This is a genomic window from Gudongella sp. QWL-04 (genome assembly GCF_058683975.1).
This window is the reverse complement of the sequence record NZ_CM178754.1, coordinates 2,368,468-2,391,458: the sequence shown is the minus strand read 5'-3', so window position 1 is coordinate 2,391,458 and position 22,991 is coordinate 2,368,468. Positions and strand designations below refer to the sequence as shown.

Sequence of the window (22,991 nt, the reverse complement as noted above, 5' to 3'; positions counted from 1 at the left end):
ATTATGACAGTGACTTGACCTTTACTGAAGTATCATAGCCCAACTCATAGTAATTATTGTTGTTGAACATGAAGTTTTTGATTACCTCAAGTCCAAGCTTTCTTGTATGTGCTTCGTAAGACCTTGGGTTGATGTGGTTTATAAAGGTTATAAGTATGGGGTACTTAGCCATCATCTGCTCCCTGGAAAAATCAAAGAGCCTTGGAAGAACGTCTGTCCCTCTATAGTCCTTATCAATGCAAATCGGTCCATACTGATATGAATTTTTCGTAGTAAGTATCTGACCCAGGTACTCAGTGGTTGGAAGGTCTTTTATCATATGCTGGAATAAAGGCCATTTGGACCAATATTCCCAGGATGCAGCCATTGCATAGCCGATCACCTTATCTCCATCACAAGCCAGCGCAACTCCATTTTCTTTTTCGATAAGCTCAGCAAATTGCTCCTCAGTAAAAAGCGTAGTAACAAATCCATTGGGTTTGTCTTCTTCGCTTATAGTCAAAACATGGTATTTCTTTTGAAGCTCAGAGATCAATGGGATATCCTTTAGCTCAGCGTTTCTGTAAATCATTTGAACACCTCCGGTTTATTTGGACTTGCGTGACTCATTATAAGTATATTTTACCATACTTATGAAGTCATAGCGTATTTCATTAGTAATCCATGAAGTATGTTTGTGGGGCAAAAAATATTTTAAAAAACTATATACACCCCCTGGGTATAATGGTATAATCTCTTAGGTACTACTTTTGAATGGAGTGATATTATGGCTTATATGAACGTAGAATTTCCAGGTGGTTTGAGGGTTGATGCAAGAAGCTCCAGACACCTAATAAAGACATATCAGAACGGAAGCGAACCAACTCCCTTTGAGCTATTTCTTGGGTCTATGGCAACCTGTGCAGGAATTTTTGCTTTAGGTTTTTGTAAGAACAAGGGGATATCAACAGAAGGAATGAATATATCCATGGACCTTGATGTAAATAGACAAACAGGAATGATAACTGATGTTATATTCGATGTTAAGCTTCCTGAGGGATTCCCCGAGAAATATAAGGAAGCATTGGTAAGATCTATAGAGCTTTGTTCTGTTAAGAAGCACATGATGGAGCCTCCAAAGTTCCATATAAACACACATTAAGGGACAGCAGAAGCTGTCCCTCAATCATTGAATCTTCTAAGCTGATCTAATTCAAATGTCCATTCAGGTGTTTTCAATGCGCTCATGTTATCCAAGCTGTACCAGGGACTGATTCCCTCGTTGTTGGGATTTATAAGTAACTGAGTTTGTTGTGCGGGCATGTAAGACTGAGCAAGCATGAATACCTTGTTGTTTCCACTACTTACTGCTACATCCACAACTATGACTGCATGACCAGGACTGCCACCTTTTATGAAAACATCTCCTATCTCCATGTCTTCAATGGAAACTGGAACTAGCTCATTCTCAAGGGAAAGAGTTCCGGAGTAGGCAAAAACCATGTCCATATACTTTCTAAAGCTCTCGTAGCTTGATGATGGATCAGTGCTCAAATAATAGCTGACATTGTTGCCATCTACCTTTATCCTGTAGCCTTCCATCCACTTTGAATATTCAGCCTTGAAGCCTGAAACGAAGTTAAACTTAACATCTTCAAATTTACCCTTTTCAAATAGATACTCTCCTCTAAGAAGCATAACTGCATCAGCACATTGGTGAAGATCCCTATCTCCAATATCTACATCAAATACGCTATCGTAAACATCCGTTCTGTTTTTCTCACGACCATCATAATATAGCACCTTATCTCCATAGATCTTTAGCTTCTGGTTTCTTAGAAAATCTGCAAAGCTTCCATCCGCAACCTCAATTCTATTGTAGCCTTTTGGAGGTGCGTACCTTTCCAGTATAGTCATTCCATCTTTATTCAGTATGCTTTCTTCTAAGATAATTTCAGGTTCTACGGGTGGAATAGGCAACTCTGTTTTATTTTCTGACTTAGATTGACTACAGCCCACAAACACTAAGACCGCAATAAGTAGTGGTAGGTATTTCTTCATTGTGTATTCAGAGACGATTCTATTCTGTGACCCCATTTTATTCTAACTCCTTTAATTCTTCTAGCTTATACTCTTTTAACACCCTCAGAGCTCTTAAGGTGTTCCATCTGCTGTCTTTCCCTGTGAACTCCATGTCGATATGGACCTCCCCAGGGTGTTTAGCCTGTACCGGCCACCTTCCCGTTTTCTTCCTTTTAGAAAGAAGTATTTGAATGGCATCCTCCATCCTGGAATCATAAGGGTGGTCGGAATCTGCGAAATATAGCAGCGCTCTTAAAATATCATACCTCCATCGGGAAGGGTATGACAGCATTATCCAGCGTTTATCTATGATTTCATCTGTCTTATCTGATTTATATAGCCTGTGACTAAGAATAAATTCCTCGCTTTCCTTCTTGATCCTTTCTAGCTCGTCAAGTCTATAGGTATACCCCGCCTTCATGTACTCCCATATTCCCTCAAGAACCGATATAGTTGTATGCATCGAGCTGTGGACAGCTCCGCTGCGAGTTGACATACAGTTAAAGCCCCCGTCTGACATTTGATGAGTCAGCAGAAAGTCTACGACTGATTCCAATCTATCCTCAGGAATTCCGAAAAAGGACGCATAGTTAAGAAACATGCCATTAATGCAAATGTCTCCAGATTTTAATGTATGAGACTCATTTATACTTCCGTCAGCAGCCTTGCATTTGTCAATAATGATATTGAGAGTTTCAATAATAGGTTTCACAGGCTCAATCTCAAGATACCGAAGATCCAAAAGTGTGTAGTGTGAATTTATCCACTTGACTTGGTAAAAATCCCTACTCCAATGTCCTGATGGATTTCTCTTACTAAGGAACTCCACTCCCCAGCCCTCTTCACATATCCTTCCTCTTAGAGGAACTAGCTGCTCTAAGGGCTCCTTCATCAAATACTTTCTAGTCTGATACTGGATGCTGATGTCTCCCTCTAAGAGCCATTCATAGATTTTATCCATATGGATCCAACTCCTTTATCAAATCAGAAACCGCTACTATTTCTTTAATTAAGTATATCTTATACCGTCCCCTCTGTCCTAGTATAAACTCAACAATTTGATTTTCACAGGATCATCTCCAGTATTGTTATTTCTTTTAATTACTATATGTTTTCTCAGATTATTGAATATATGCCCATAATGTATTAATATATATACGAGTAATATAGTTAACTCCGATTCTGTGTTCCCGGCATAAGGTGAAACATAATTCGGAAACACTGAACATTGGGCCAGAAAAGTAATTTTCTGACCTGCCATGCTTGCAAAGGGGTTTTCACTTAGGTGAAGGCCTCTTATTGTTTTTTGTTCGCGTAGTGTTTTAGGAAAGGAGAATACTTATGAGCACTATAACTGGGAAAATGTTGAAAATCAACTTGACTGACAGAAGCATTGAGTTATCCAGAATAAACGAGGAATGGACTAGAATGTTTGTTGGCGGAGAGGGGTTGGCAGCTAAAATACTCTATGATAATCTAGAGCCTGGAATGGACCCGATGGATGAAAGAAATCTGCTAGTATTCACTACCGGATCTCTAACTGGAACCAAGGCTCCATCCTGTGGAAGACTATGTATCGGCTACAAGTCTCCACTTACTGGTACGATAGGCATGACGAATGTTGGAGGCCACCTTGCTCCCATGATAAAAAGAGCAGGCTATGATGTAGTACTCATTACAGGAAGAAGCAGTTCTCCAGTTTATCTTTACATCAACGACGAGTCGGTCGAATTCAGGGATGCATCCTTAATATGGGGTCTGGATACCGAAAAAACAGAGGATAAAATTAGAGAAGATCTTCAAAATCCAAGAGTCAGGATAGCAGAGATCGGCCCTGCTGGAGAGAAAAAGGTACTGATATCTTCGATAATGGTGGATAAACACAGGGCTGCAGGTAGAGGTGGTCCAGGAGCAATTATGGGCAGTAAAAATCTAAAGGCTATAGCAATATATGGTTCCACAAAACCTGAAGTAAGCAACCCGGAAATGATGGATGAATACTCCAACAGGGCACGCACAGAGCTTGAGTCTGAGGCATTCGTCAGAGATGAGTTAAAGCCATTTGGTACACCTTCATTTACTGATTCAATCAATGCCCTGGGGCTGCTGCCAACTAGGAATTGGCAATTTACGACCTTTGATGCCATGGATAAAATCGGTCACAAGGCTTACCATGAAACCCTTAATGTAAAACCTTGGGCTTGCTATGGCTGCCCAATAGCCTGCGGAAGACATACTGAAATCCTTGATGGAGAATATAGGGGAGAATCCGGTGGAGGTCCCGAATATGAGACCTTGGGTGCATTCGGGTCAAAATGCTTTGTAGATGACCTCAATTCTATAGTTAAAGCAGGTTATATATGCAACCGAATGGGTCTAGATACCATATCTACCGGGCAAACAATAGCATCTGCAATGGAATGGTTTGAAAAGGGATTGATAGACAAAGAAACTACTGGCGGCATCGATCTATCATTTGGGTATGCTGAGTCTATGGTCAAAATGACCGAGATGATAGCAAACAGAGAAGGATACGGGGATATCTTAGCGGAGGGCTCCTTAAGAGCTGCCAGAAGAATAGGTCCAGAGGCCGAAAAATACGTATTCCAGGTAAAGGGTATGGAGCTTGCTTCCTGTGGAGTACGTGCAAGTAAGGGTGAATCACTTTCGCATCTTATTTCACCAAGGGGTGCCGATCATCTGAGGCCCTATGCATCAGTCATCGATGCCTTCGGATATGTTGAGCCTGAACTTGGTATACATGAAAAGGTGTCCCCCTTTGAGGATGAAAATAAATGGTGGGTCAAGCCGTTTATGGAGCTTTCAATGATTACCAATCTCTTGGGAGTATGTCTGTTTGCCAGTATCACTCTCGCTGTTAAGGGCAGTACATGGACAGGACTGCATAATGCTGCGACAGGTGATAATAAGTCCCTAAATGAAATGATGGAGTGTGCAGAGAGGGTTATAAATCTTGAGAGAATGTTCAACGCAAGAGAAGGCTTTGGCAGAAAGGATGAAAAGCTGCCATGTAGGTTGTCAAATGAGCCTGCTCCAGATGGTCTTGGCAAGGGTCTAGTTGCAAATGAGGAAATTATGCTAGATGAGTTTTATGGAAGTATGGGATGGGATTTGAAAACCGGACTCCCAACCAGTGATACATTATCGAGACTTAAGTTAGAATAAAATTTAGGGACAAGGGGTTCTTCCCCTTGTCCCTAAAGCTTCTTCTCCAGGTATCTAGTTCCCTCAACAGGATTATAAATATATGGTTCTATTTCATAAAAGCCCATTTCCCTGTACATCTCCTGGGCTCTTTTCATTGTTGGAAGAGTGTCGAGTCTTATATATTCATATCCAAGCTCTCTGGCCTTCTCAATTATACTATTTGCAAGCTTTTTACCTAATCCCAAACTGCGGAACTGACTTTTGACATAAAGTCTCTTCATCTCACAAATTTCGTTATTAATTTTTCTTAATGCCACACATCCCGCAGGAGCATCTTCCACTGAAGCAAGGATGATACACCCCTCGGGTTCTGCATATTTCCCTGGCAAGGTGTTTAACTCCTCTTCGAAACCCTGGAATGAAAGATCAACACCTAGTGATTCTGCATACTCAATAAATAGCTCCTTGATATTAGCAAGATCGTCTCGCTGCTCAATATTACTTAATATTATTCTATAAGTCACTTCGCGATCATCTCCACTATCAAAACTCATTTGAGAGTTGTAAAACAAACAACTAATAAACAATTTGGTTTTTCCCGTTCCTCTTTGCTTTATATAGGTTCTCATCTGCAAAATGAACAAAATCTGTCATGGTTTCCCCTGAATATTGCCATAAGCCACCACTGATAGTTACTTTAAGTCCATCTATATCCACTTTGTTCTCAACTGCTTTTCTTATTCTTTCTGCGACATTAGCAGCATTGACTAACTCAGTGTTAGGGAAGATTACGAGAAACTCTTCTCCTCCATATCTACCTGCATGGTCAGAACCCCTTATGCTCTTCATGATAATTTCGGCTGTAGCTCTCAATACTTTATCACCGCTGATATGTCCTTTTGTATCATTGACCTTCTTGAAGTCATCCAGGTCGAATATTGCTGTTACTAAGGGTGTACCGTTGATATTTGAGTTTGCTATTTCCTTTTGCATCAGGTCAATTATTGCCTTATGATTATTCATTTTTGTAAGTCCATCTGTTGCAGACTCGACCGCAAGTATCTCATTTTTTCTCTCCAGCTCAAGCTGCATTTCTTTTTTCTCAGTAATATCAAAAACAATCCCTGCAAGGAATACAGGTTTGCCCTTTTCATCCTTCTTAGTTACTTTCCCTCTATCGTAATACCACTTATATGATCCATCTTTGGCTTTTATCCTGTACTCTGCCTCATAAACATCTGCTTTGCCATAGAGATGGTCCATCATAGCCTGCATTGCCTTGGGATGATCCTCTGGATGAAGCTTTTCGGTGAAGAATTGATAGGTAACTTTTTCAGGGAGCTCATCCATCTGATATCCAAGTGTAACCACCTTAAGTGGGTTGAAGGTAACTGAATTCGTTTTTACATTCCAATACCAGTGCCCCAAATTACCAGTCCAAGCAAAATCAAGTCTATCTTCCTGCTCTTTTTCATCCAGGAGTTGTCTGTTTAGCATCTCCACCTCTTCGATTCTTTGAATAAGCTGCTCTCTTGAGTAATTATTATAGTCCATGGACTGTGACTCCTCTCCGAGGTAAGTGTTAAACCATATTAAAATATAATATGATTATTTACTCTTTATTCTGTAAATGCCTAGGTTTTAATGTTAGTGGATATAGCTCCCAATGAAAGTTTTAGAATCCAAATATTTTTCTGCAGATTTCTTGTCCTGATCGGGTCTTGAATATTTTATCATAGGTACTTTTTACAGCATCTAAACTGCGGTTCTCCTCATATAGATTAACCAAAAAGTCAGCCTCTACAAGGATCTGATAGTCAGCACCATCTATGTCTGTATAGGTATGGTGATGTGCCACAAGATAACTGACTCTCTCGATTAGTTCTTTGTCATATCCAAGCCTCTCTAGCATTATCTCAGCAAATGGAGGCCCTTCCTTCTCCTGAAGCTTCCCATTGCTTTGTCCATACTTCTCTTTGGCAGCCTTGATGCCTATATCATGAACAATAGCAGAGGCCTCTAGAATTTCCATGGTCTTATCATCAAGACCTTCTTTGAGCCCTATCAATCTTGAAAACTCATGGACTTTAATAAAATGTTGGATCATCCACGGGTTTCCTTTGTCGTATTCCATCATTTCAATGATCAGCCTATCTTTTTTATCCATCTCTAATCTCCCAAAATATTACTTGCTACTAACATCTTTTCAAGAAAATTATATATTACTTCACTAGTCTTTACCACACTATCAATTTCCACGTATTCATCTGACGAGTGAAAATTATTTCCTGATGGTCCGAAAACAAAGGTAGGGATTTTTAACCTCGTTCCAAGGTAATTAAAATCTCCAATACTTGAGAAGTAATCGACCACTGCCTTTCTACCCGTGATCTCCTCGATAGATCGCTGAAGCATAGTTGTATAATTATCATCTTCATCAATTACATAGGGCATAAAACCATCGTTTAAGCTATGGGGTGAGTCTCTGAATACTACCTTTATTTCAGCCCTAATGCCTGCTCTTTTTGCAGCCTCATGGACCTCTTTGATGAGATATTCTTTGGTCTCTCCTCTTACTACATGTCTGAATACTGTAAAGCTAGCCATTTCTGCAATACTGCAGGCAGCTCCGCCCCCTTCGATCGAAATGACGGCAATATCTCCCATTCCCAACTTTTCATCCTCGACAAGCTCAGATTTTTCCAGCTCTACTATGAGCTTTGAAGCCTCAGATATAGCATTTATTCCTTTCTCGGGATTCGCAGCATGGGACGCTTTGCCCTTAAGGTATACCGTATAGTTATAGCCTCCTCTTGCTCCCAAGCAAAGTACAGGGAATTTATCTCCTGTAAAACCACTGCTTGGCTCAGCTACAATGGCACAATCAGCATCATCAGCTAAACCGTCCAATATAACAGCATCTGTACCAAGACCATATGGACCTTCTTCATCGGACACTATTGTATAGATCACTTCCCCGGCGAAGTCCTTATGGTTATTGTAAAATGCTTCAATAGCGAGCATTATTGCTGCTACTCCAGCTTTCATGTCCAAGGCTCCCAATCCGAAAAGTTTTCCATTTTCGGTATGAGATTTCAAAGGATCAGAAGACCAATCTGATGTCTTTTCCACAGTATCTGCATGACCATTCAACAGGATAACAGGACCCTCCCGATTTCCCTTTAGCCTTCCGACAACATTGATACCATCATATTTCAGGATCTTATGATTCGAATATTTGTGTAGTTCAGACGGAATACTACGAGACCTGAACCAGTTAAAAATATACTTCATTATTTCCTCTTCTCTCAAGTATGGACTATAGATGGATACTAATTCTGACAGAAGTTCTTCAATACTTGCCCGATTAAGTATTTCCTTCATTAGGGACCTCCTCTAATTAGATTTGAATTGCTCTCTAAAAACAAACTCCTCCAGTTCAACAAAATCCTTGAATATTCTTATTTCAACACCTTTGTGTTTCAAGAGAGCTTCAAATGACTTCTGGTGCAGCTCAGCTGTCTTAATAAAATTAGGAAGGTCATCTTTGTCAAATTTATCAACCAATTTGGGTAACTCGCTTAACGAAACTCCTGTTCCTGAAAATACATTCTCTGTCTCCTGTTCGATCTCGGCAGCTGCAAAAAGAGCTGTCACGTGATCTCCAAGTTCGCAAGCATGATATATCTTATTGTAATTATTAATAAGCTCTTCATAGAATCCAATAAGCTGATTCTTAAAATCAAGCCTCTCGCTTATATTCTTTTCTTCTCTGTTTATTAGATCCTCAGTATTGATTATCAAGTTATGTATCGATTTTTTTACAGCATCAATATTATTGCTGTCAAATATAAGATCGTAGTCGACTTCAAAGTTGTCAGGGAACAGTTCCATGTTTAATATCTCTGATTTAAGCTTCCCCCGACCTCTTTTTATAGTTGTTTTGTTTAAGAGTGCTAATGACCATGCCAATAGGTTGATGATGCCGACCCCCAGCCTTCTGACCTCTGATATTTTATCTGTCCTCTCCATAGAGAAATATTTCTTATATACCTGGTCAAGGATTTTTCTTGATTTCTCAATGAATTTCTTGGTATCACTTACATCGAGCGCCTTATCTCGTAAGTCTTGAAATCTCTTAAGGTCTTCCTCGGTTGAAAAGTAAATCACCCTCCCTTCGGTTATGATAGAGGTGATTCTTTCATCGTGGTTTGCTATCCTTTCTAACCTTTCCCAGGATATTGGCCAGAAATCGAATCCTATGCCATCTATTATAAATGTCATACCAAGCTCATTACCCCTGGGATAATTAACTACGAAATACATATCCAAATCTGATCTGGAGTGAGTATCTTCGTATATAGTTGAACCCATTATCACAACGACTGCAATGTCCTCTTTGTAGTCTTGCTTGATTTTTTCGATCAATATATCTGCAGCTCTCAAAGTATCCATATTAACCTCCTTGGCTAATAGCATCAATGCTTGCTCCTTATTTGATTATAATTTTAAAACATTAATTTTACCACACTAAATAATTAAAAAGGTCTACAGTTGTATCTCTGCAGACCTTGATCCAGACTTATCTACTCAATTATTTTTCCTTTTATCTTATCAATAAGCTGAAGGATTCCTTCCTCAATTTTCTTAAGGTCTTCCTCTTTGGGAGAACCTTCGAATTCCACAGAAGGCACAAAATCCCACTTCATTTTGTTTCTTTCGATTATTTCAGTGAGCTCCTTCTCAGCTCCTCCGGACCATCCAAATGAACCGAATCTAAATGCTGCTTTATTGCTTACCTTCTTTCTTCCCAGCTCATCCAGAGCGGCTGCTACCGGTGGGAACAGCTTGTATTCATAGGTCGGTGCTGCTATGATCACACCTGCTGATTTAAATACTGTAGCTACCATTTCACTTTCACTCTCAAGAGGCATCTCGAGTTTGTTGTACTTGATACCCTCCCTTTTCAGAATCGTCTCAGCATGAGCTATGGCCTTACCCGTCATTCCATACATCGATCCCCAGAGGATAGTGATCTCGTTCTTCCCTGCACCTTCGGCATATTGTGAGTATCTGCTGTAGTCATCCATGATTTTCTCAACATTGTTCCGATACAATGGACCGTGTCCTGGTGCTATGGTGGTTATGTCCAGCTCTCTTGCCTTCTGGATGGCTTTCCTCAGCATAGGTGTGAAGGTAGTCATTACGTTTGAATAATATCTTATACCTTCACATTCGAAGAATATATCTTCCTCTGGAGTCATTTCATCATCGAAGATATGATCTCCCATTTTCCCAAAGGATCCGAACATGTCACATGAGAATAGGGTTTTGGTACTTTTTTCATAAGTGTACATTGTATCTGGCCAGTGTACATTTGGTACAGGGTGAAAGCTGAAGACCTTACCGTTGCCCAAATCGAGGGAATCTCCCTCTTTCACGACCCTAATCCTGTCTTCTCCATAGAACGAAGAAACCATCTTAGCTGCCTTGTCAGTGCATACTATAGTGAAGTCATCCTTTATCTTCATGAAGTTGGATATCCAACCTGAGTGGTCAGGCTCCATGTGGTTTACAATAAGGTAGTCTATATCCTTTGGGTCTACTCCTATCTCTCCCAGACTTTTGTAAAGCGTCTCAGGTACTCCATCCCAGCCTATTACTCCATCGATAATTGCCGTTTTTTCACCTTGAACTACATATGAATTTAGTGTTACTCCGCTAGCAAGCTCCCAAATGCCTTCAAAAAGTACATTGTCAACGTTTAAGGTGAACATATGAACTCCATCTGCTATTTTTACTTTCCTCATTTATTACCCTCCTTCTAATTGCTACTGTGAAGTTATTACCCATTTATGTTGATTATACTACAGTAGGAACTCTTATTACAGATAGTCCCATTATATTTGGTATTAAAGCGATGCTATCAGATACCAGTTATATGCAAGAAAAGCAACAAGCAATGCTCCACCTTCCTTTTTGCTTATACTTCGGTGAGATATAGAGAAGAATAGCAATATGAAAGATAAGATGATATTGAAGGTTATATCTATTATAAGACTTGAGGCCACGGTTATAGGCGAGATCACTGCAGATGCTCCAAGAATGAAAAATGCATTAAAGATATTGCTTCCGACGACATTTCCGACTGCAATCTCCGGATTCTTTTTTATAGATGCAATAATGCTTGTCACCAGTTCGGGCAAGGAAGTTCCCACAGCAACTATAGTCAATCCGATAAAGGTCTGTGATATTCCAAGAGCTGTAGCGATCTTGACTGCACTTTCCACGACTATATATCCTCCTGATATTATAAGTGCCAAGCCACCTACTGTTTTCACGAGAAGCTTAAAAGTATTACCCTCTATTGGGTTGTCCAGTAGCTCAATAACCTCTCTGCTATTTCTGGCTACCTCTATTACATAGTATAAAAATGAAACAAAAAGAAGTAGCAGCATCAGACCGTCGCCCCTTGAGATGATTATATTGCTATCTTTATCGATAACGCTATCGGCACCTAACGCAAATAATGACAATGCTGAGAGGATCATAATCGGAATCTCTTTTTTAATGGTCTGCCTTTCAACTGATAGTGGAAATATTATAGCCGCAGCTCCCAATATAAATGAGAGGTTAAATATATTACTCCCCAAGACATTCCCCAAAGCTATGCCGTTGTTCCCCTTTAATGATGCACTGATGCTTACTGCAACCTCAGGAGCCGAGGTTCCAAATGCAACGACAGTCAAGCCTATTAGAAGTGCCGATACCTTGAGCCTTTTGGCAATTCCTGCGGCACCATCTACAAAATAATTTGCTCCTATAACGAGCATTATTAAACCTAAGATGAAAAATGCAATATTCAACTTTAGCCTCCTAATAAGTTTCTCTATGGAATACACGCTGCCAGATTATACCCTGCCACACTTGATCAATTGACCCTACAGTCTCTCTGAGATAGTAACCTTTATAACATCTCCCGGATTCTTTTTTATTCTCCCCCGAATATCTTTTCTTAAACCTATAATGTAACAGACGGAACCATCAGGATTCTTTATGCCCATATTTACGATACTTCCATCATAAGGCTCCCCATCAAACGTCGCATGTACCTTGACTCTACCTTTCCCGAATTCTGACTTGATATCATACGGAAATATAACGTAGGCTCCATCGATATCAGGCACTTTCTTGATTTCTGCTTCAAACTCATATACTCTATTCACCATACTCACCCCAGTTTAATTTGATTATCAGATCTCCATATTTTCAAACTTAGCAAATTGATCCATCCCAGTATTACCGCCCGATATGAAGAAAACGACCTTGTCTTCAGGTCTGAATACTATATCAGCACCGTATGATCTTATCCCTTCGACTTTTATCTTAGGAGCAGTTTCAGGGACAACTACGTATGCTTTTGTACCAAGCTGTGTTGCAGCATAAGCAAGGGCTTTTCCATGATTACCTGAGGATGCAGTAATAACTCCTTTTTCTAGTATCTCCTTAGGAAGAGACATTGCAGCATTTAGTGCGCCTCTTACCTTAAATGAACTGGTTCTTTGAAACGATTCCAGTTTGGCATAAACCATACATCCAAGGTCTTCATCTAGGTTGTTTAATCGAAGTAATGGAGTTTTGTAAATATACGGCGATATCCTTTTTTGTGCTTCATAGATAGATTCGATTGTCAGCATTTAATACCTCCATAGAAAAGCAACTGCTCTTTTCCCCAGGATATAGTCGTCAAATACTTTCTCAGCTATATCAGTTGAAAGACCCACACAAACATGCAGCGGAAGAAGATGTTCCTCTCGAGGGTGGCAGTATCTTGCATTGGGTAATATGTCCCACTCTTTAAACTGTTTAAACCTCTCTTCCTCGTCCAACTCTCCACAGCAGATTTCTATAAGCCGATCCTGGAACTCATTATTTCTTGGATCATCTATCTCCCTCCCAGCAAAGTCAAATGCCCTCATATTATGAAATGAAAATCCAGATCCGATTATCAATAAGTTGTCTTCCAACAATTGCCTTAAGGCCTTCCCTATCCTGAGGTGGGTCGAAGGATCAAGATTGTGGTTAAGCGATACCTGGATCACAGGTATATCTGCATCTGGGTACATCATTCTCAATGGTATGTAGGAGCCATGGTCATAAGGTCTATTATTATTTAATTTAACTTCTATACCACTATCCTGAAGCAGCTTAGCAACTCTTAATGCTAGCTCGGTGTTTCCTTTACATGGATATTTGATTGAGTATGCTTCTTCAGGAAATCCGTAGTAATCATATAGTATCTCCGGTGCATTTCCACTTTGGACCGAAATAGTATTTTCTTCCCAGTGGGCACTGAATACAATTATTGATTCCGGTTTGTGAAGTTTTGAAGGAAGTGCTTCCATAAAATCGATCATCTTTTTGTGAGAAGGATCACCTAATACTGGAAGCGGGCCTCCTCCATGTGAGAAGTATACTACTTGTCCACTTTTTCTTGATTCTTTATTGTCCATAGCTATTCCCCTTTCTATTTCTATTATTTAAAATCAGTAAATGTTCACTCTAGTCCCTTTCTGATTTTTGGTGCCAGAAGCAGAAATACCGCTGCACTTATTCCCAGGACTATTCCTGAGTACTTCAATATATCCAGAAACGAACCGCTGTTTGTCAGTACCAGATCATTGCCTTTATAAGTCCAGTAAAACGGTATCCAGTAAAATAAAACCTGCCACTTATCAGACAAGAGTTCTTCTCCTGCAATACTTCCAAAAAGAGGAAGAAAAAGTATTTTCATATTGCCGGCAGCGTTCATTATGTCATCATTGTTTATCCCTTCAAAGAAGCCAACTAGAATACTTATTATGCAAGAGGTACTTACCATTAACAGTGCATGTAAATAGTTGATATCTCTGAACCCTGTGATCAGCAAAATCAGCAAAGATCCAACAATTGGGACAAATATACCTATCAAGCTTTTACCTGCTATAAACTCTAGCCTGGACACAGGAGATAGGTGAATCGCACTTATTGTGTTCTCAGTTTTTTCCTCAACTATATTTAAGGCGATGATCATTCCTCCTAATACTGATGTAAAGATCATCGACACATTAACCATTATTTTCTTAAGTGGCGGAATATCCCTTCCATATTCTATTATCTCAGCTAAAGAATCATCGATGTCAATGTCATAATAATCAAATGTAATCAACTGCTTAACAGAATCTACAACATAGTCAGGCTCGTTACCCTGGTTAAGTATATAATATTCATTGTTTTTACCTGGTAAAACGCCTATTATATTATCCCTTTTCATTATTCTTTTCTCAATTTCATCAATCGTATCCATTGATTCTACCTTTGCAAATTGTTGAAAAAAATCGCTTTGTTTCTGATTTTCACCCTTTAACAATGCTACCTCAACAGTTGTATCATTTATTCCTGGTGAAAACACATTAATAATAACTGCAAATAATATCGGTACAACCAATATATACAAGGTTATGAAGTTTCTTACACTTACCTTTAGATCCCTCTGGAATATCAAGAGTATCCTTTTGATCATGATTAACACTCCTTCATAGGGTCAGGGTCTTGTTGAATCTATGGTTTGCAAGAATAAATATATTAATCCCAAGCACTGCAAAAGCAAGGGATGCTACCAGCACGTACGCCATGTTGCCATTAACAGAAATTATTTCCTTAAAGCTTTGGAGCATAATATAGCTGGGTATGATTTTAACCCAGTCAGGGTCCCAGCTTGGGGTAAAGTAGGATATATTTGGCATTATCAAAATCACTATCAAAATATACATAACACCAAAAGCCTCGACAATATCCTTATAAAAGCTTGTAAGAAAAAGTCCCAGTGAAGCAGCAAAAAACCCCGACGTAATAAGGAATAAAAGCATAGCAGGATAATTGGGCTGCAGCCCCATAATTGGTATTGTTATCACAAGAGTTGTCACTATGGATGTTAGGATTATAACCCCTATTTTACTTAATAGATACTGCCAGACAGTGGAAGCTGTAATAGCGTAGGCTTTGATTATACCCTCATTTTTGTCCAGGAATATATAGGCAGCAATGACAAACAAACTCATCAAGCTTCCATTGAATGTCAAAAAAACGGGAAGTAAGCTTTGTCTGTCGCTTAATGGTTCCAGTTCTTGGAACAAGCTTCTGACTTGTATGTTATCAGAGTATTCCTCAATAATTTTATGACTTGCAAATCTATTGTTGTAGACTATCAGTAAATTTTTCAGCTTTTGTGTCTCATACCCCTGTAAATAATATGTGTTCACGATTTGATTTTTTTCATTAACTCTAATATGGACTGCAGGTACCCTTTCTGAGTTTGAAAATGCGTTCAGAGCATCTATGCTATCCAATAGATAGATTTCTGATTCCTCAGTCTCATAAAGCTCAGCTTCAAAAATACTGCTATCTGCTTTCACCTCTACAAGTTCAACAGTCTCGTCCAGATCCTCATCAAGAAGACTATCCCTGAATTTTTCTTTCAATGTCTTGGGCAATTCAACATACATATACTCCTTGCTTTGGTTATCGAAGTTCTCAGGAACGACAAATAATAGGATCATGAGAAGCACCACAGCCATTCCAATTTCTATATAAAAATACCAGCTTTTCGATGACAGGATGATTTCTTTGGAAAAACTGTACCATAGTTTCACTTAAACCAATCCCCTTCCAGTGACTTTAATGAATATTTCCTCGAGGGTGGCTTCTTTGGTATGCATGGTTTGAATATCATATTTTTTTATAATTTCGATCAGCTTATCCTTATCCTCCTCTAAAACTGTAGAAAACTTTTCTAATGTCTGCTCTCCTTCTTTTATATATTCTACCTCTACGAGTTTTTCCCCATATTTCAACTTTAATTGCTTTGGTGAATCAATTAATCTAATTTTACCGTCTACAATAAAGGCTACTCTATCGCACAATTCATCAGCAATGAACATATTGTGTGTAGTCAGAAACACTGTGACGCCTTTTTCATTTTCAGTTCTAATTATATCCTTGATTATTGATGCTATCGCTGGGTCCAGACCAGTTGTAGGTTCGTCCAGAAACCATATTTCCGGATTATTGATCATGGACCTTGCAAAGGTCAGTCTATGCTTCATCCCCTTAGAATACTTCCCTGCCTTAATATTTTCCTTCCCGTCTAATCCTACCAGCCTGATCAATTCCATAGGATCTCTTGTTTCAACATCAAACAGCTTCCTATAGAATTCAAGATTTTCAAGGCCTGACATCTTATTGTATACATTGGATTGCTCAAAGGACATTCCTATCTTATTGAACATTTTATTCTTTATGTGTTTGATATCATATCCGGCGACCTCAACTTCACCTTTTTGGAGTTCAAGGAGTCCTACGAGTATATTTTGTGTCGTTGATTTACCTGCCCCCGAAGGACCCAGAAATCCAAATATTTCGCCCTTCTCGATTTCAAAGCTTACGTCGTGTACAGCATAATTTTCATCATTGCTATATGAGTGATAAAGGTTTTTAACTTTTATCATTTTATCCCTCTTTTCATAAAATTAACGAAAGCACAGCTTGCATAATAGCTCAGTTATCCTGATAGTTTAGGATCACAAGATCGCCCTCAGACAAGCCTGACTTTACCTCTATCTGGTCGTTCATCTCCAGACCTATGGTTATTTCTCTTTCGACTGGCTTCCCATTTTCAAGTATCTTGACATAGTTATTGGAATTTAGTTGATAAACTGAACCTTTTGGAACTAATATCGCCTCTTTGGTTTCCTCGATAACTACTCTCGTGTTAACTTCAACTCCATAAGAAAATTTATCCTCTGTTTCAGGAAGATTTATCTCTACAGTTTGGCGGTTCTCCTTTTCTCCCAACACTGAGACAGTAGTAAATGCCTTGGGATATTTCTTGTCTACCTTTAAGTTATCGATATGCATATCCAGTAATGAATCCTCCAATGAAGCTTTCATACCTTCGTTGATCTTGAAAGCATCTTCAACCATAAAATCTACTGCCACAACATTATTCTTTGGATCCTGTATCTCTATGATCATAGACCCTGGGTATGGCGAATCTCCAACAAATGTTTTTAATTCAGTTATTACTCCATCTATATCAGCAATGATAGCAGAGTTATCTCGATTCCTTTGTAGTCCCTCTAGTGTTAACAGCAAAATATCTATTTCTGCCTCGTATTTTTTCTTAGAGCTTAGTGAAACACCTTTTGTGAGCTGGCTATAATTATTTTGAGCTATAGCTAAAGCACTACTAAGCTGATCAAAGCTATTAATAGCACGTTCAAGCTCAACAAGTGGGACAGCTCCATTGTTATATAGCTCTTCGATTCTTTCTTTATCTTTTAATGCCAAGTCCAGATTACTTTTTATCCTAGATATTTCTATCTTTGCGTTATTTATACTTTGTATATCCGTTCCTTGGAGTATACCGCTATATGTAGCCTCCAATGCCTCGATTTGTTTTTCCACTTTTTGGATCTCCAAATCAAAATTGTCCTCAAATTTTACCAATAACTGCCCTTTATTGACTTTATCACCAAGCTCAATGGTTATATCTTCAACCTTACCCAATCCACTGCTATAATACTGTCTTATGTTTCTTGATCTGATTATGCCAACCTCTTCCACATACTTTTCCAATGCTCCTCTTTTTACTTCAACGGTGTTGTACTTAGTCCCAATATTGCCTGTCGTCAAAAAATAGACTATGGCTATGCCAACGACTGATAGGATCAATACCGAAATCAAAACTTTCTTTTTCATAGTTACCTCCCATTCCCAATGATTTTAATGAATCACTTATATTATATGACTTACCAAACAGAATTCGAAGGAAGAAGTATTGATGAAATAAATCAATTCCAATACATAGGTACCCGTATCACTAAGCTATAAATCCCATAGTTTTCTAACTTCATACTGGTTTGACCAATTTAAAAAAGCAAAAAGAACCGTCCCCAATGCTTGGTTTTGGTCCTTTCTACTTAGTACTACTTATAAGTCTTTCTTACATACTCATCGATTCTTCTCACTGCCTCCTTCAGATTTTCATCTGAGTTGGCAAATACCGTTCTGAAGTAGCCTTCACCCATGCTTCCAAATGCTGATCCAGGTACAACAACCACTCTGGCATGCTTTACAAGATCCTCAGCAAATTGCTCTGAGCTTACACCCAGCGCCTTGATATTTGCAAATGCATAGAAGCTTCCAGGTGATTTTTTGCAGGTTATTCCTGGTATTTGGTTCAGCCCATCTATTAGTATGTCCCTTCTCCTAAGGTAGTCTGAATGCATTTTCTTTGTCTCTTCCTGACTGCCCTGCAACGCTTCCAAAGCAGCTCTCTGAGTGAAGGTTGAAACACAGGACACTATCCCTTCCTGCAGCTTTGGCATGGCTGCTATGATGTCCTTGTGTCCTACTATATAGCCTATCCTCCATCCAGTCATGGCATGTGATTTTGAAAAGCTGTTTATAATAAGAACCTGGTCTCTTACCTCAGGAACCTGAGCTATACTGAAATACTCAAAATCATCGAAGATGATCTTGTCATACACCTCGTCAGAATAGACTATGAGATTGTATTTCTTAACTAATTCTGCTATTTTTATTATTTCATCCTTTGTTATAACTGACCCAAGCGGATTACTTGGCGAATTCAGCAATATTGCTTTCGTCCTTGGTGTTATAGCCTTCACTATGTCTTCAGCTTTAATGCTAAAGTCGTTTTCCTCGTAAACAGGAACGCTTACCGGCTTTGCTCCTGCTACCATTACCTGCCCTACATAGTTTGGGAAGCATGGATCAGGTATTATAACTTCATCACCCGGGTTGACTGTGGCAATCAAACACATTGTTATTGCTTCCATACCGCCTACAGTTATCATTACATTTTCAAGTTTGTAGTCTCCGGAATATTTGAGGTATTCCTTTGCAATGGCTTCCCGAAGCTCCGGAAGTCCCGCGTTGGGGCTGTAATGGGTGTATCCCTCATCAATCGCTCTTTTTGCTGCATCCTTAATATTCTGTGGTGTATCAAAATTTGGCTCTCCAACAGTGAGTTTAACAACATCGTTATATTTTTGTGCCAGATCAAACATTTTCCTGATTCCCGAGGCAGGATAATTTATTGCAATATCTGATAAATAACTCATTTGTAGACCTCCAATCCTTATTTAAGCTCAATATCCTCTAACGGTTCGCCATCCGTACATATCTTTCGTATCTAAAATCAGCATCAGCCTTCGCCTTTTCAAACAGCGCCTCTGCTGCATCAGGGAACAGCTTGTAAAGCGATGAGAATCGTACTTCACTTAGCATGAATTCCTTAAGGTCTTTTGTCGGTGCCTTAGAATCAAGGCTAAACGGATTTTTGCCTTCCTTTTCAGCAAGTGGATTATATCTGTAGAGTGACCAGTACCCTGCTTCAACTGCATCCTTCGTATGAGGCATCGACTTTGCCATTCCAGCCTTGATCCCATGATTGATACATGGCGAGTATGCAATTACAAGTGAAGGTCCAGGATAGCTTTCTGCCTCTATTATTGCCTTTAGTGTCTGGTTCTTGTCAGCACCCATAGCTATTTGAGCAACGTAAACATATCCATAGCTCATTGCCATCATACCGAGATCTTTTTTCCTGGTATTTTTGCCGCTGGACGCAAATTCAGCAATCGCAGCTGTAGGCGTTGCTTTGGAGGACTGACCACCTGTATTAGAGTAAACCTCTGTATCAAATACTAGAACATTGACATCTTCACCCGATGCCAGTACATGGTCCAAACCGCCATAACCTATGTCATAAGCCCAACCGTCGCCTCCGAATATCCAATGGGATCTCTTGATCAAGTAATCTCTATTGTCATATATTTTCTTCAAAATATCATTGTTTGACTTTTCTTCCTTAAGAACTGAAATCAGTTTATCTGCTCTTTCTCTTGTTCCTTCTGATATGTCAAAACCCTCAAGCCAATTCTTAAGAGCCAGCTCGACTTTTGAGCTAACTCCTGATTTAATTGCTTCAATGGCAAGCTTTCTGGTTGCGTCTCTAAGTTTCTTGACTCCAAGGTACATTCCAAATCCGTACTCTGCATTATCCTCAAAAAGTGAGAATCCCCAGGAAGGGCCATAACCCTTTTCATTAGTAGTGTAGGATACCTGTGGTGAGCCTCCCCATACAGTAGAACAGCCTGCCGCGTTTGATATCATCATCCTGTCGCCATAAAGCTGGGTTATGAGCTTAGCGTACGGTGTCTCACCACAGCCGGCACATGCTCCTGAAAACTCCTGAAGCGGCTTAAGGAACTGGCTTCCCTTAACGCTTGAAACGATTTTTTTAGGTATATCTTTTGTGGGGACATCCTTTGTAAAGCTCCAGTCCCTGATATACTTTTCTCTATTCTCAGCAAACGGCTCCATTTTAATAGCCTTATCTTTAACCGGACATACTTCCACGCAGCTTCCACATCCCGTGCAGTCTTGTCCTGATATTGCAAGATGATACTCCATACCATCAAAGCCTGCAGCCTTCAATGATTCGAAGCCTTCAGGACTTTTCTTTATTTCCTCACCGTCAAGTAGTATCGGTCTTATTACCGCATGCGGGCACACATATGAGCATTGGTTGCATTGAGTACATTGGGATGAATACCACCTTGGAACATTAATTGCTACCTCTCTCTTCTCCCATGCTGTAACTCCAAGTGGAAATGATCCATCTTCTCTTCCATTAAACGCACTAACAGGAAGCTTATCTCCCTCTCTGTTGTTCATTGGAAGTATAACATTCCTTATGAAATCAGGCATATTAGGATCAATCTCGACTGTTTTATCCTCTGCATTCCTCCATGCTTCGGGTATAGAGATCTTTCTTATTCCCTCAAAGCCCTTGCTGATTGCAAGGTTGTTCATATCTACGATATTCTGACCCTTACTTCCGTAAGAGGCTTCCACCTCCTTCATAAGGTGCTTCTCAACATCCTCCAGGGGTATTATATCTGCAAGTTTAAAGAATGCTGCCTGCATGATTATGTTTATCCTGCCTCCGAGGCCAAGCTCCTCTGCGAGCTTGACGGCATTGATTGTATAAAAATCAACCTCGTTATTTGCTATCGCTCGCTTGATCCCTGCCGGGAGCTTTTTATCCATCTCATCTTCGCTCCAGATACAATTTAGTAGGAATTTCCCTCCCTTTTTGACTCCGGCAAGAAGATCATACTTATCAACATAGGCTTGGTTGTGGCAGGCAATAAAGTCAGCTCTGTTGATTGTATAAGGCTCTTTAATTGGGACCTCTCCAAATCTTAAGTGTGAGATTGTAAGTCCTCCTGATTTTTTTGCATCATACTCAAAATAAGCCTGAGTATAAAAATCGGTGCTTGAACTGATGATCTTTATTGCAGATTTATTGGCACTAACGGTCCCATCGGAGCCGTAGCCCCAGAACTTACAAGCCTTTATCCCCTTAGGAGTGGTATCGATCTCAATATTACTAGTAGGCAATGATTTAAAGGTCACATCATCGATTATGCTTACAGAAAAATCGTTTAAGGGCTTCTCAAGCTTAAGATTATCAAATACTGACAGGACATCCTCAGGCTTAAGGTCCTTTGAGCTTAAACCATATCTTCCTCCAACTATTAGTGGCTGATTGTCGGTATTATAGAAAGCATTCTTGACATCAAGATACAGAGGCTCACCATTTGATCCCGGTTCCTTGGTTCTGTCTAGAACGGCGATTCTTTTTACCGATTTAGGTATTTCGTTTAAAAAGAACTCTGAGGCAAATGGCCTGTAAAGGTGGACTTCCAGCATTCCAACCTTTTTGCCTTGGTTGTTAAGAAAGTCAACTACTCCGCTGATAGCTTCACAGCCTGATCCCATTGCTACTATTATACTTTCAGCATCACTTGCTCCATAGTAGTTGTAGAGCTTATAATCTCTTCCTGTAAGCTTATTGATCTCATCCATATAGCCTTGTACTATCCCTGGGACAGTATCGTAGTATTTATTTATGGCTTCGCGCATTTGGAAGAATACGTCTGGGTTTTGTGTCGTTCCCCTAAGAACGGGACGATTTGGGCTTAAGGCATTGTCTCTAAAAGCCTTGACTGAATCCATATCTACAAGCTTTGAGAGCTCCTCATATTCCAGTACCTCAATCTTCTGGATCTCATGTGATGTTCTGAAGCCGTCGAAAAAGTGCAAAACAGGTATCCGGGATTTAATTGCACTTAAATGAGCGACAGCAGCCAGATCCATTACCTGCTGTACGCTGCTGGATGCAAGCAGAGTAAAACCCGTTTGTCTTGTAGCCATTACATCCTGATGGTCTCCGAATATACTTAGCGCATTCGATGCCAATGATCTGGCACTTACATGAAATACTGCGGGAAGAAGCTCCCCTGCAACCTTGTACATGTTTGGTATCATCAGTAGCAGACCTTGAGAGGCTGTATATGTAGAGGTAAGAGCACCTGCCTGGAGAGAGCCGTGAAGGGTCCCTGCTGCTCCGCCTTCAGACTGCATTTCCTTAACTAATACAGTATCCCCAAATATGTTTTTCCTTCCGTTTGAGGACCACTCGTCGACTAAACCGGCCATCTGTGAGGAAGGAGTTATTGGATATATAGCTGCTACGTCAGTAAATGCATAGGATGAATATGCTGCTGCAGTATTGCCATCCATTGCTTCCGTTCTTCTTTTTACCATTCCTGTTCACCTCGATCCTT

The 22,991-nt window shown here is 39.8% G+C and carries 21 protein-coding genes and 1 riboswitch; of the genes, 2 read left to right on the top strand and 19 right to left on the bottom strand.

Features of this window, described 5'->3' with window-relative positions; translation table 11 throughout:
• Position 1: 1 nt before the first annotated feature.
• Positions 2-571, bottom strand: a complete 570-nt coding sequence (locus AC4PHB_RS11850) for a GNAT family N-acetyltransferase (protein ID WP_492136633.1) — start codon at positions 569-571, stop codon at positions 2-4.
• Positions 572-766: 195 nt separating this feature from the next.
• Between AC4PHB_RS11850 and AC4PHB_RS11845 the strand changes: the two genes are divergently transcribed.
• A complete protein-coding gene (locus tag AC4PHB_RS11845) occupies positions 767-1,141 on the top strand; it encodes an OsmC family protein (protein WP_492136632.1) in 375 nt (124 codons plus the stop codon).
• Positions 1,142-1,161: 20 nt separating this feature from the next.
• On the opposite strand, the gene AC4PHB_RS11840 is transcribed toward AC4PHB_RS11845, so the two are convergent.
• Together AC4PHB_RS11840 and AC4PHB_RS11835 are read right to left on the bottom strand one after the other, a co-directional pair.
• Positions 1,162-2,076 carry a DUF4846 domain-containing protein gene (locus tag AC4PHB_RS11840; protein WP_492136631.1) on the bottom strand — a complete coding sequence of 305 codons (915 nt, stop codon included), beginning with the start codon at positions 2,074-2,076 and terminating at the stop codon, positions 1,162-1,164.
• Position 2,077: 1 nt separating this feature from the next.
• The gene (locus AC4PHB_RS11835) at positions 2,078-3,022 is read right to left on the bottom strand and encodes a prenyltransferase/squalene oxidase repeat-containing protein (RefSeq protein WP_492136630.1); all 945 of its coding nucleotides are present in this window, start codon (positions 3,020-3,022) and stop codon (positions 2,078-2,080) included.
• Positions 3,023-3,223: 201 nt separating this feature from the next.
• Positions 3,224-3,351, top strand: a riboswitch (molybdenum cofactor riboswitch).
• Between the two features lie 51 nt (positions 3,352-3,402).
• Between AC4PHB_RS11835 and AC4PHB_RS11830 the strand changes: the two genes are divergently transcribed.
• Positions 3,403-5,247: an aldehyde ferredoxin oxidoreductase family protein gene (locus AC4PHB_RS11830; RefSeq protein ID WP_492136629.1), complete on the top strand. Its 1,845-nt coding sequence runs from the start codon at positions 3,403-3,405 to the stop codon at positions 5,245-5,247.
• A gap of 32 nt (positions 5,248-5,279) precedes the next feature.
• Here the strand turns inward: AC4PHB_RS11830 and AC4PHB_RS11825 are convergent, their stop codons facing one another.
• The 16 genes from AC4PHB_RS11825 to nifJ form a co-directional block, all read right to left on the bottom strand.
• A complete protein-coding gene (locus tag AC4PHB_RS11825; protein ID WP_492136628.1) occupies positions 5,280-5,753 on the bottom strand; it encodes a GNAT family N-acetyltransferase in 474 nt (157 codons plus the stop codon).
• Positions 5,754-5,805: 52 nt separating this feature from the next.
• Positions 5,806-6,783: a sensor domain-containing diguanylate cyclase gene (locus tag AC4PHB_RS11820; RefSeq protein WP_492136627.1), complete on the bottom strand. Its 978-nt coding sequence runs from the start codon at positions 6,781-6,783 to the stop codon at positions 5,806-5,808.
• A gap of 121 nt (positions 6,784-6,904) precedes the next feature.
• Positions 6,905-7,396 carry an HD domain-containing protein gene (locus AC4PHB_RS11815; protein WP_492136626.1) on the bottom strand — a complete coding sequence of 164 codons (492 nt, stop codon included), beginning with the start codon at positions 7,394-7,396 and terminating at the stop codon, positions 6,905-6,907.
• A 2-nt stretch (positions 7,397-7,398) separates the two neighbouring features.
• Entirely contained in the window at positions 7,399-8,613 is a 1,215-nt protein-coding gene (locus AC4PHB_RS11810; RefSeq protein WP_492136625.1) for a M20 family metallopeptidase, read from the bottom strand.
• Between the two features lie 12 nt (positions 8,614-8,625).
• The gene (locus AC4PHB_RS11805; protein ID WP_492136624.1) at positions 8,626-9,684 is read right to left on the bottom strand and encodes a hypothetical protein; all 1,059 of its coding nucleotides are present in this window, start codon (positions 9,682-9,684) and stop codon (positions 8,626-8,628) included.
• Positions 9,685-9,815: 131 nt separating this feature from the next.
• Positions 9,816-11,039 (bottom strand): FprA family A-type flavoprotein, encoded by a 1,224-nt coding sequence (locus AC4PHB_RS11800; protein WP_492136623.1) that lies wholly within the window; start codon positions 11,037-11,039, stop codon positions 9,816-9,818.
• Between the two features lie 102 nt (positions 11,040-11,141).
• Positions 11,142-12,095 (bottom strand): calcium/sodium antiporter, encoded by a 954-nt coding sequence (locus AC4PHB_RS11795; protein WP_492136622.1) that lies wholly within the window; start codon positions 12,093-12,095, stop codon positions 11,142-11,144.
• Between the two features lie 75 nt (positions 12,096-12,170).
• On the bottom strand, positions 12,171-12,455 hold the full coding sequence (locus tag AC4PHB_RS11790) for a DUF1905 domain-containing protein (RefSeq protein ID WP_492136621.1): 285 nt from the start codon (positions 12,453-12,455) through the stop codon (positions 12,171-12,173).
• A 27-nt stretch (positions 12,456-12,482) separates the two neighbouring features.
• Positions 12,483-12,926 (bottom strand): threonine ammonia-lyase, encoded by a 444-nt coding sequence (locus tag AC4PHB_RS11785; RefSeq protein ID WP_492136620.1) that lies wholly within the window; start codon positions 12,924-12,926, stop codon positions 12,483-12,485.
• Positions 12,927-13,742, bottom strand: a complete 816-nt coding sequence (locus AC4PHB_RS11780) for a DODA-type extradiol aromatic ring-opening family dioxygenase (RefSeq protein ID WP_492136619.1) — start codon at positions 13,740-13,742, stop codon at positions 12,927-12,929.
• Positions 13,743-13,786: 44 nt separating this feature from the next.
• The gene (locus AC4PHB_RS11775; protein ID WP_492136618.1) at positions 13,787-14,791 is read right to left on the bottom strand and encodes an Rv2686c family ABC transporter permease subunit; all 1,005 of its coding nucleotides are present in this window, start codon (positions 14,789-14,791) and stop codon (positions 13,787-13,789) included.
• A 13-nt stretch (positions 14,792-14,804) separates the two neighbouring features.
• Positions 14,805-15,920, bottom strand: coding sequence for an ABC transporter permease (locus AC4PHB_RS11770; protein WP_492136617.1), 1,116 nt, complete (start codon positions 15,918-15,920; stop codon positions 14,805-14,807).
• A complete protein-coding gene (locus tag AC4PHB_RS11765) occupies positions 15,921-16,775 on the bottom strand; it encodes an ABC transporter ATP-binding protein (protein WP_492136616.1) in 855 nt (284 codons plus the stop codon).
• 49 nt (positions 16,776-16,824) lie between these two features.
• Positions 16,825-18,027 carry an efflux RND transporter periplasmic adaptor subunit gene (locus tag AC4PHB_RS11760; protein ID WP_492136615.1) on the bottom strand — a complete coding sequence of 401 codons (1,203 nt, stop codon included), beginning with the start codon at positions 18,025-18,027 and terminating at the stop codon, positions 16,825-16,827.
• 227 nt (positions 18,028-18,254) lie between these two features.
• Positions 18,255-19,415, bottom strand: a complete 1,161-nt coding sequence (locus AC4PHB_RS11755; protein ID WP_492136614.1) for a pyridoxal phosphate-dependent aminotransferase — start codon at positions 19,413-19,415, stop codon at positions 18,255-18,257.
• Between the two features lie 37 nt (positions 19,416-19,452).
• Positions 19,453-22,971, bottom strand: a complete 3,519-nt coding sequence (gene nifJ / locus AC4PHB_RS11750; protein WP_492136613.1) for a pyruvate:ferredoxin (flavodoxin) oxidoreductase — start codon at positions 22,969-22,971, stop codon at positions 19,453-19,455.
• Positions 22,972-22,991: the final 20 nt, after the last annotated feature.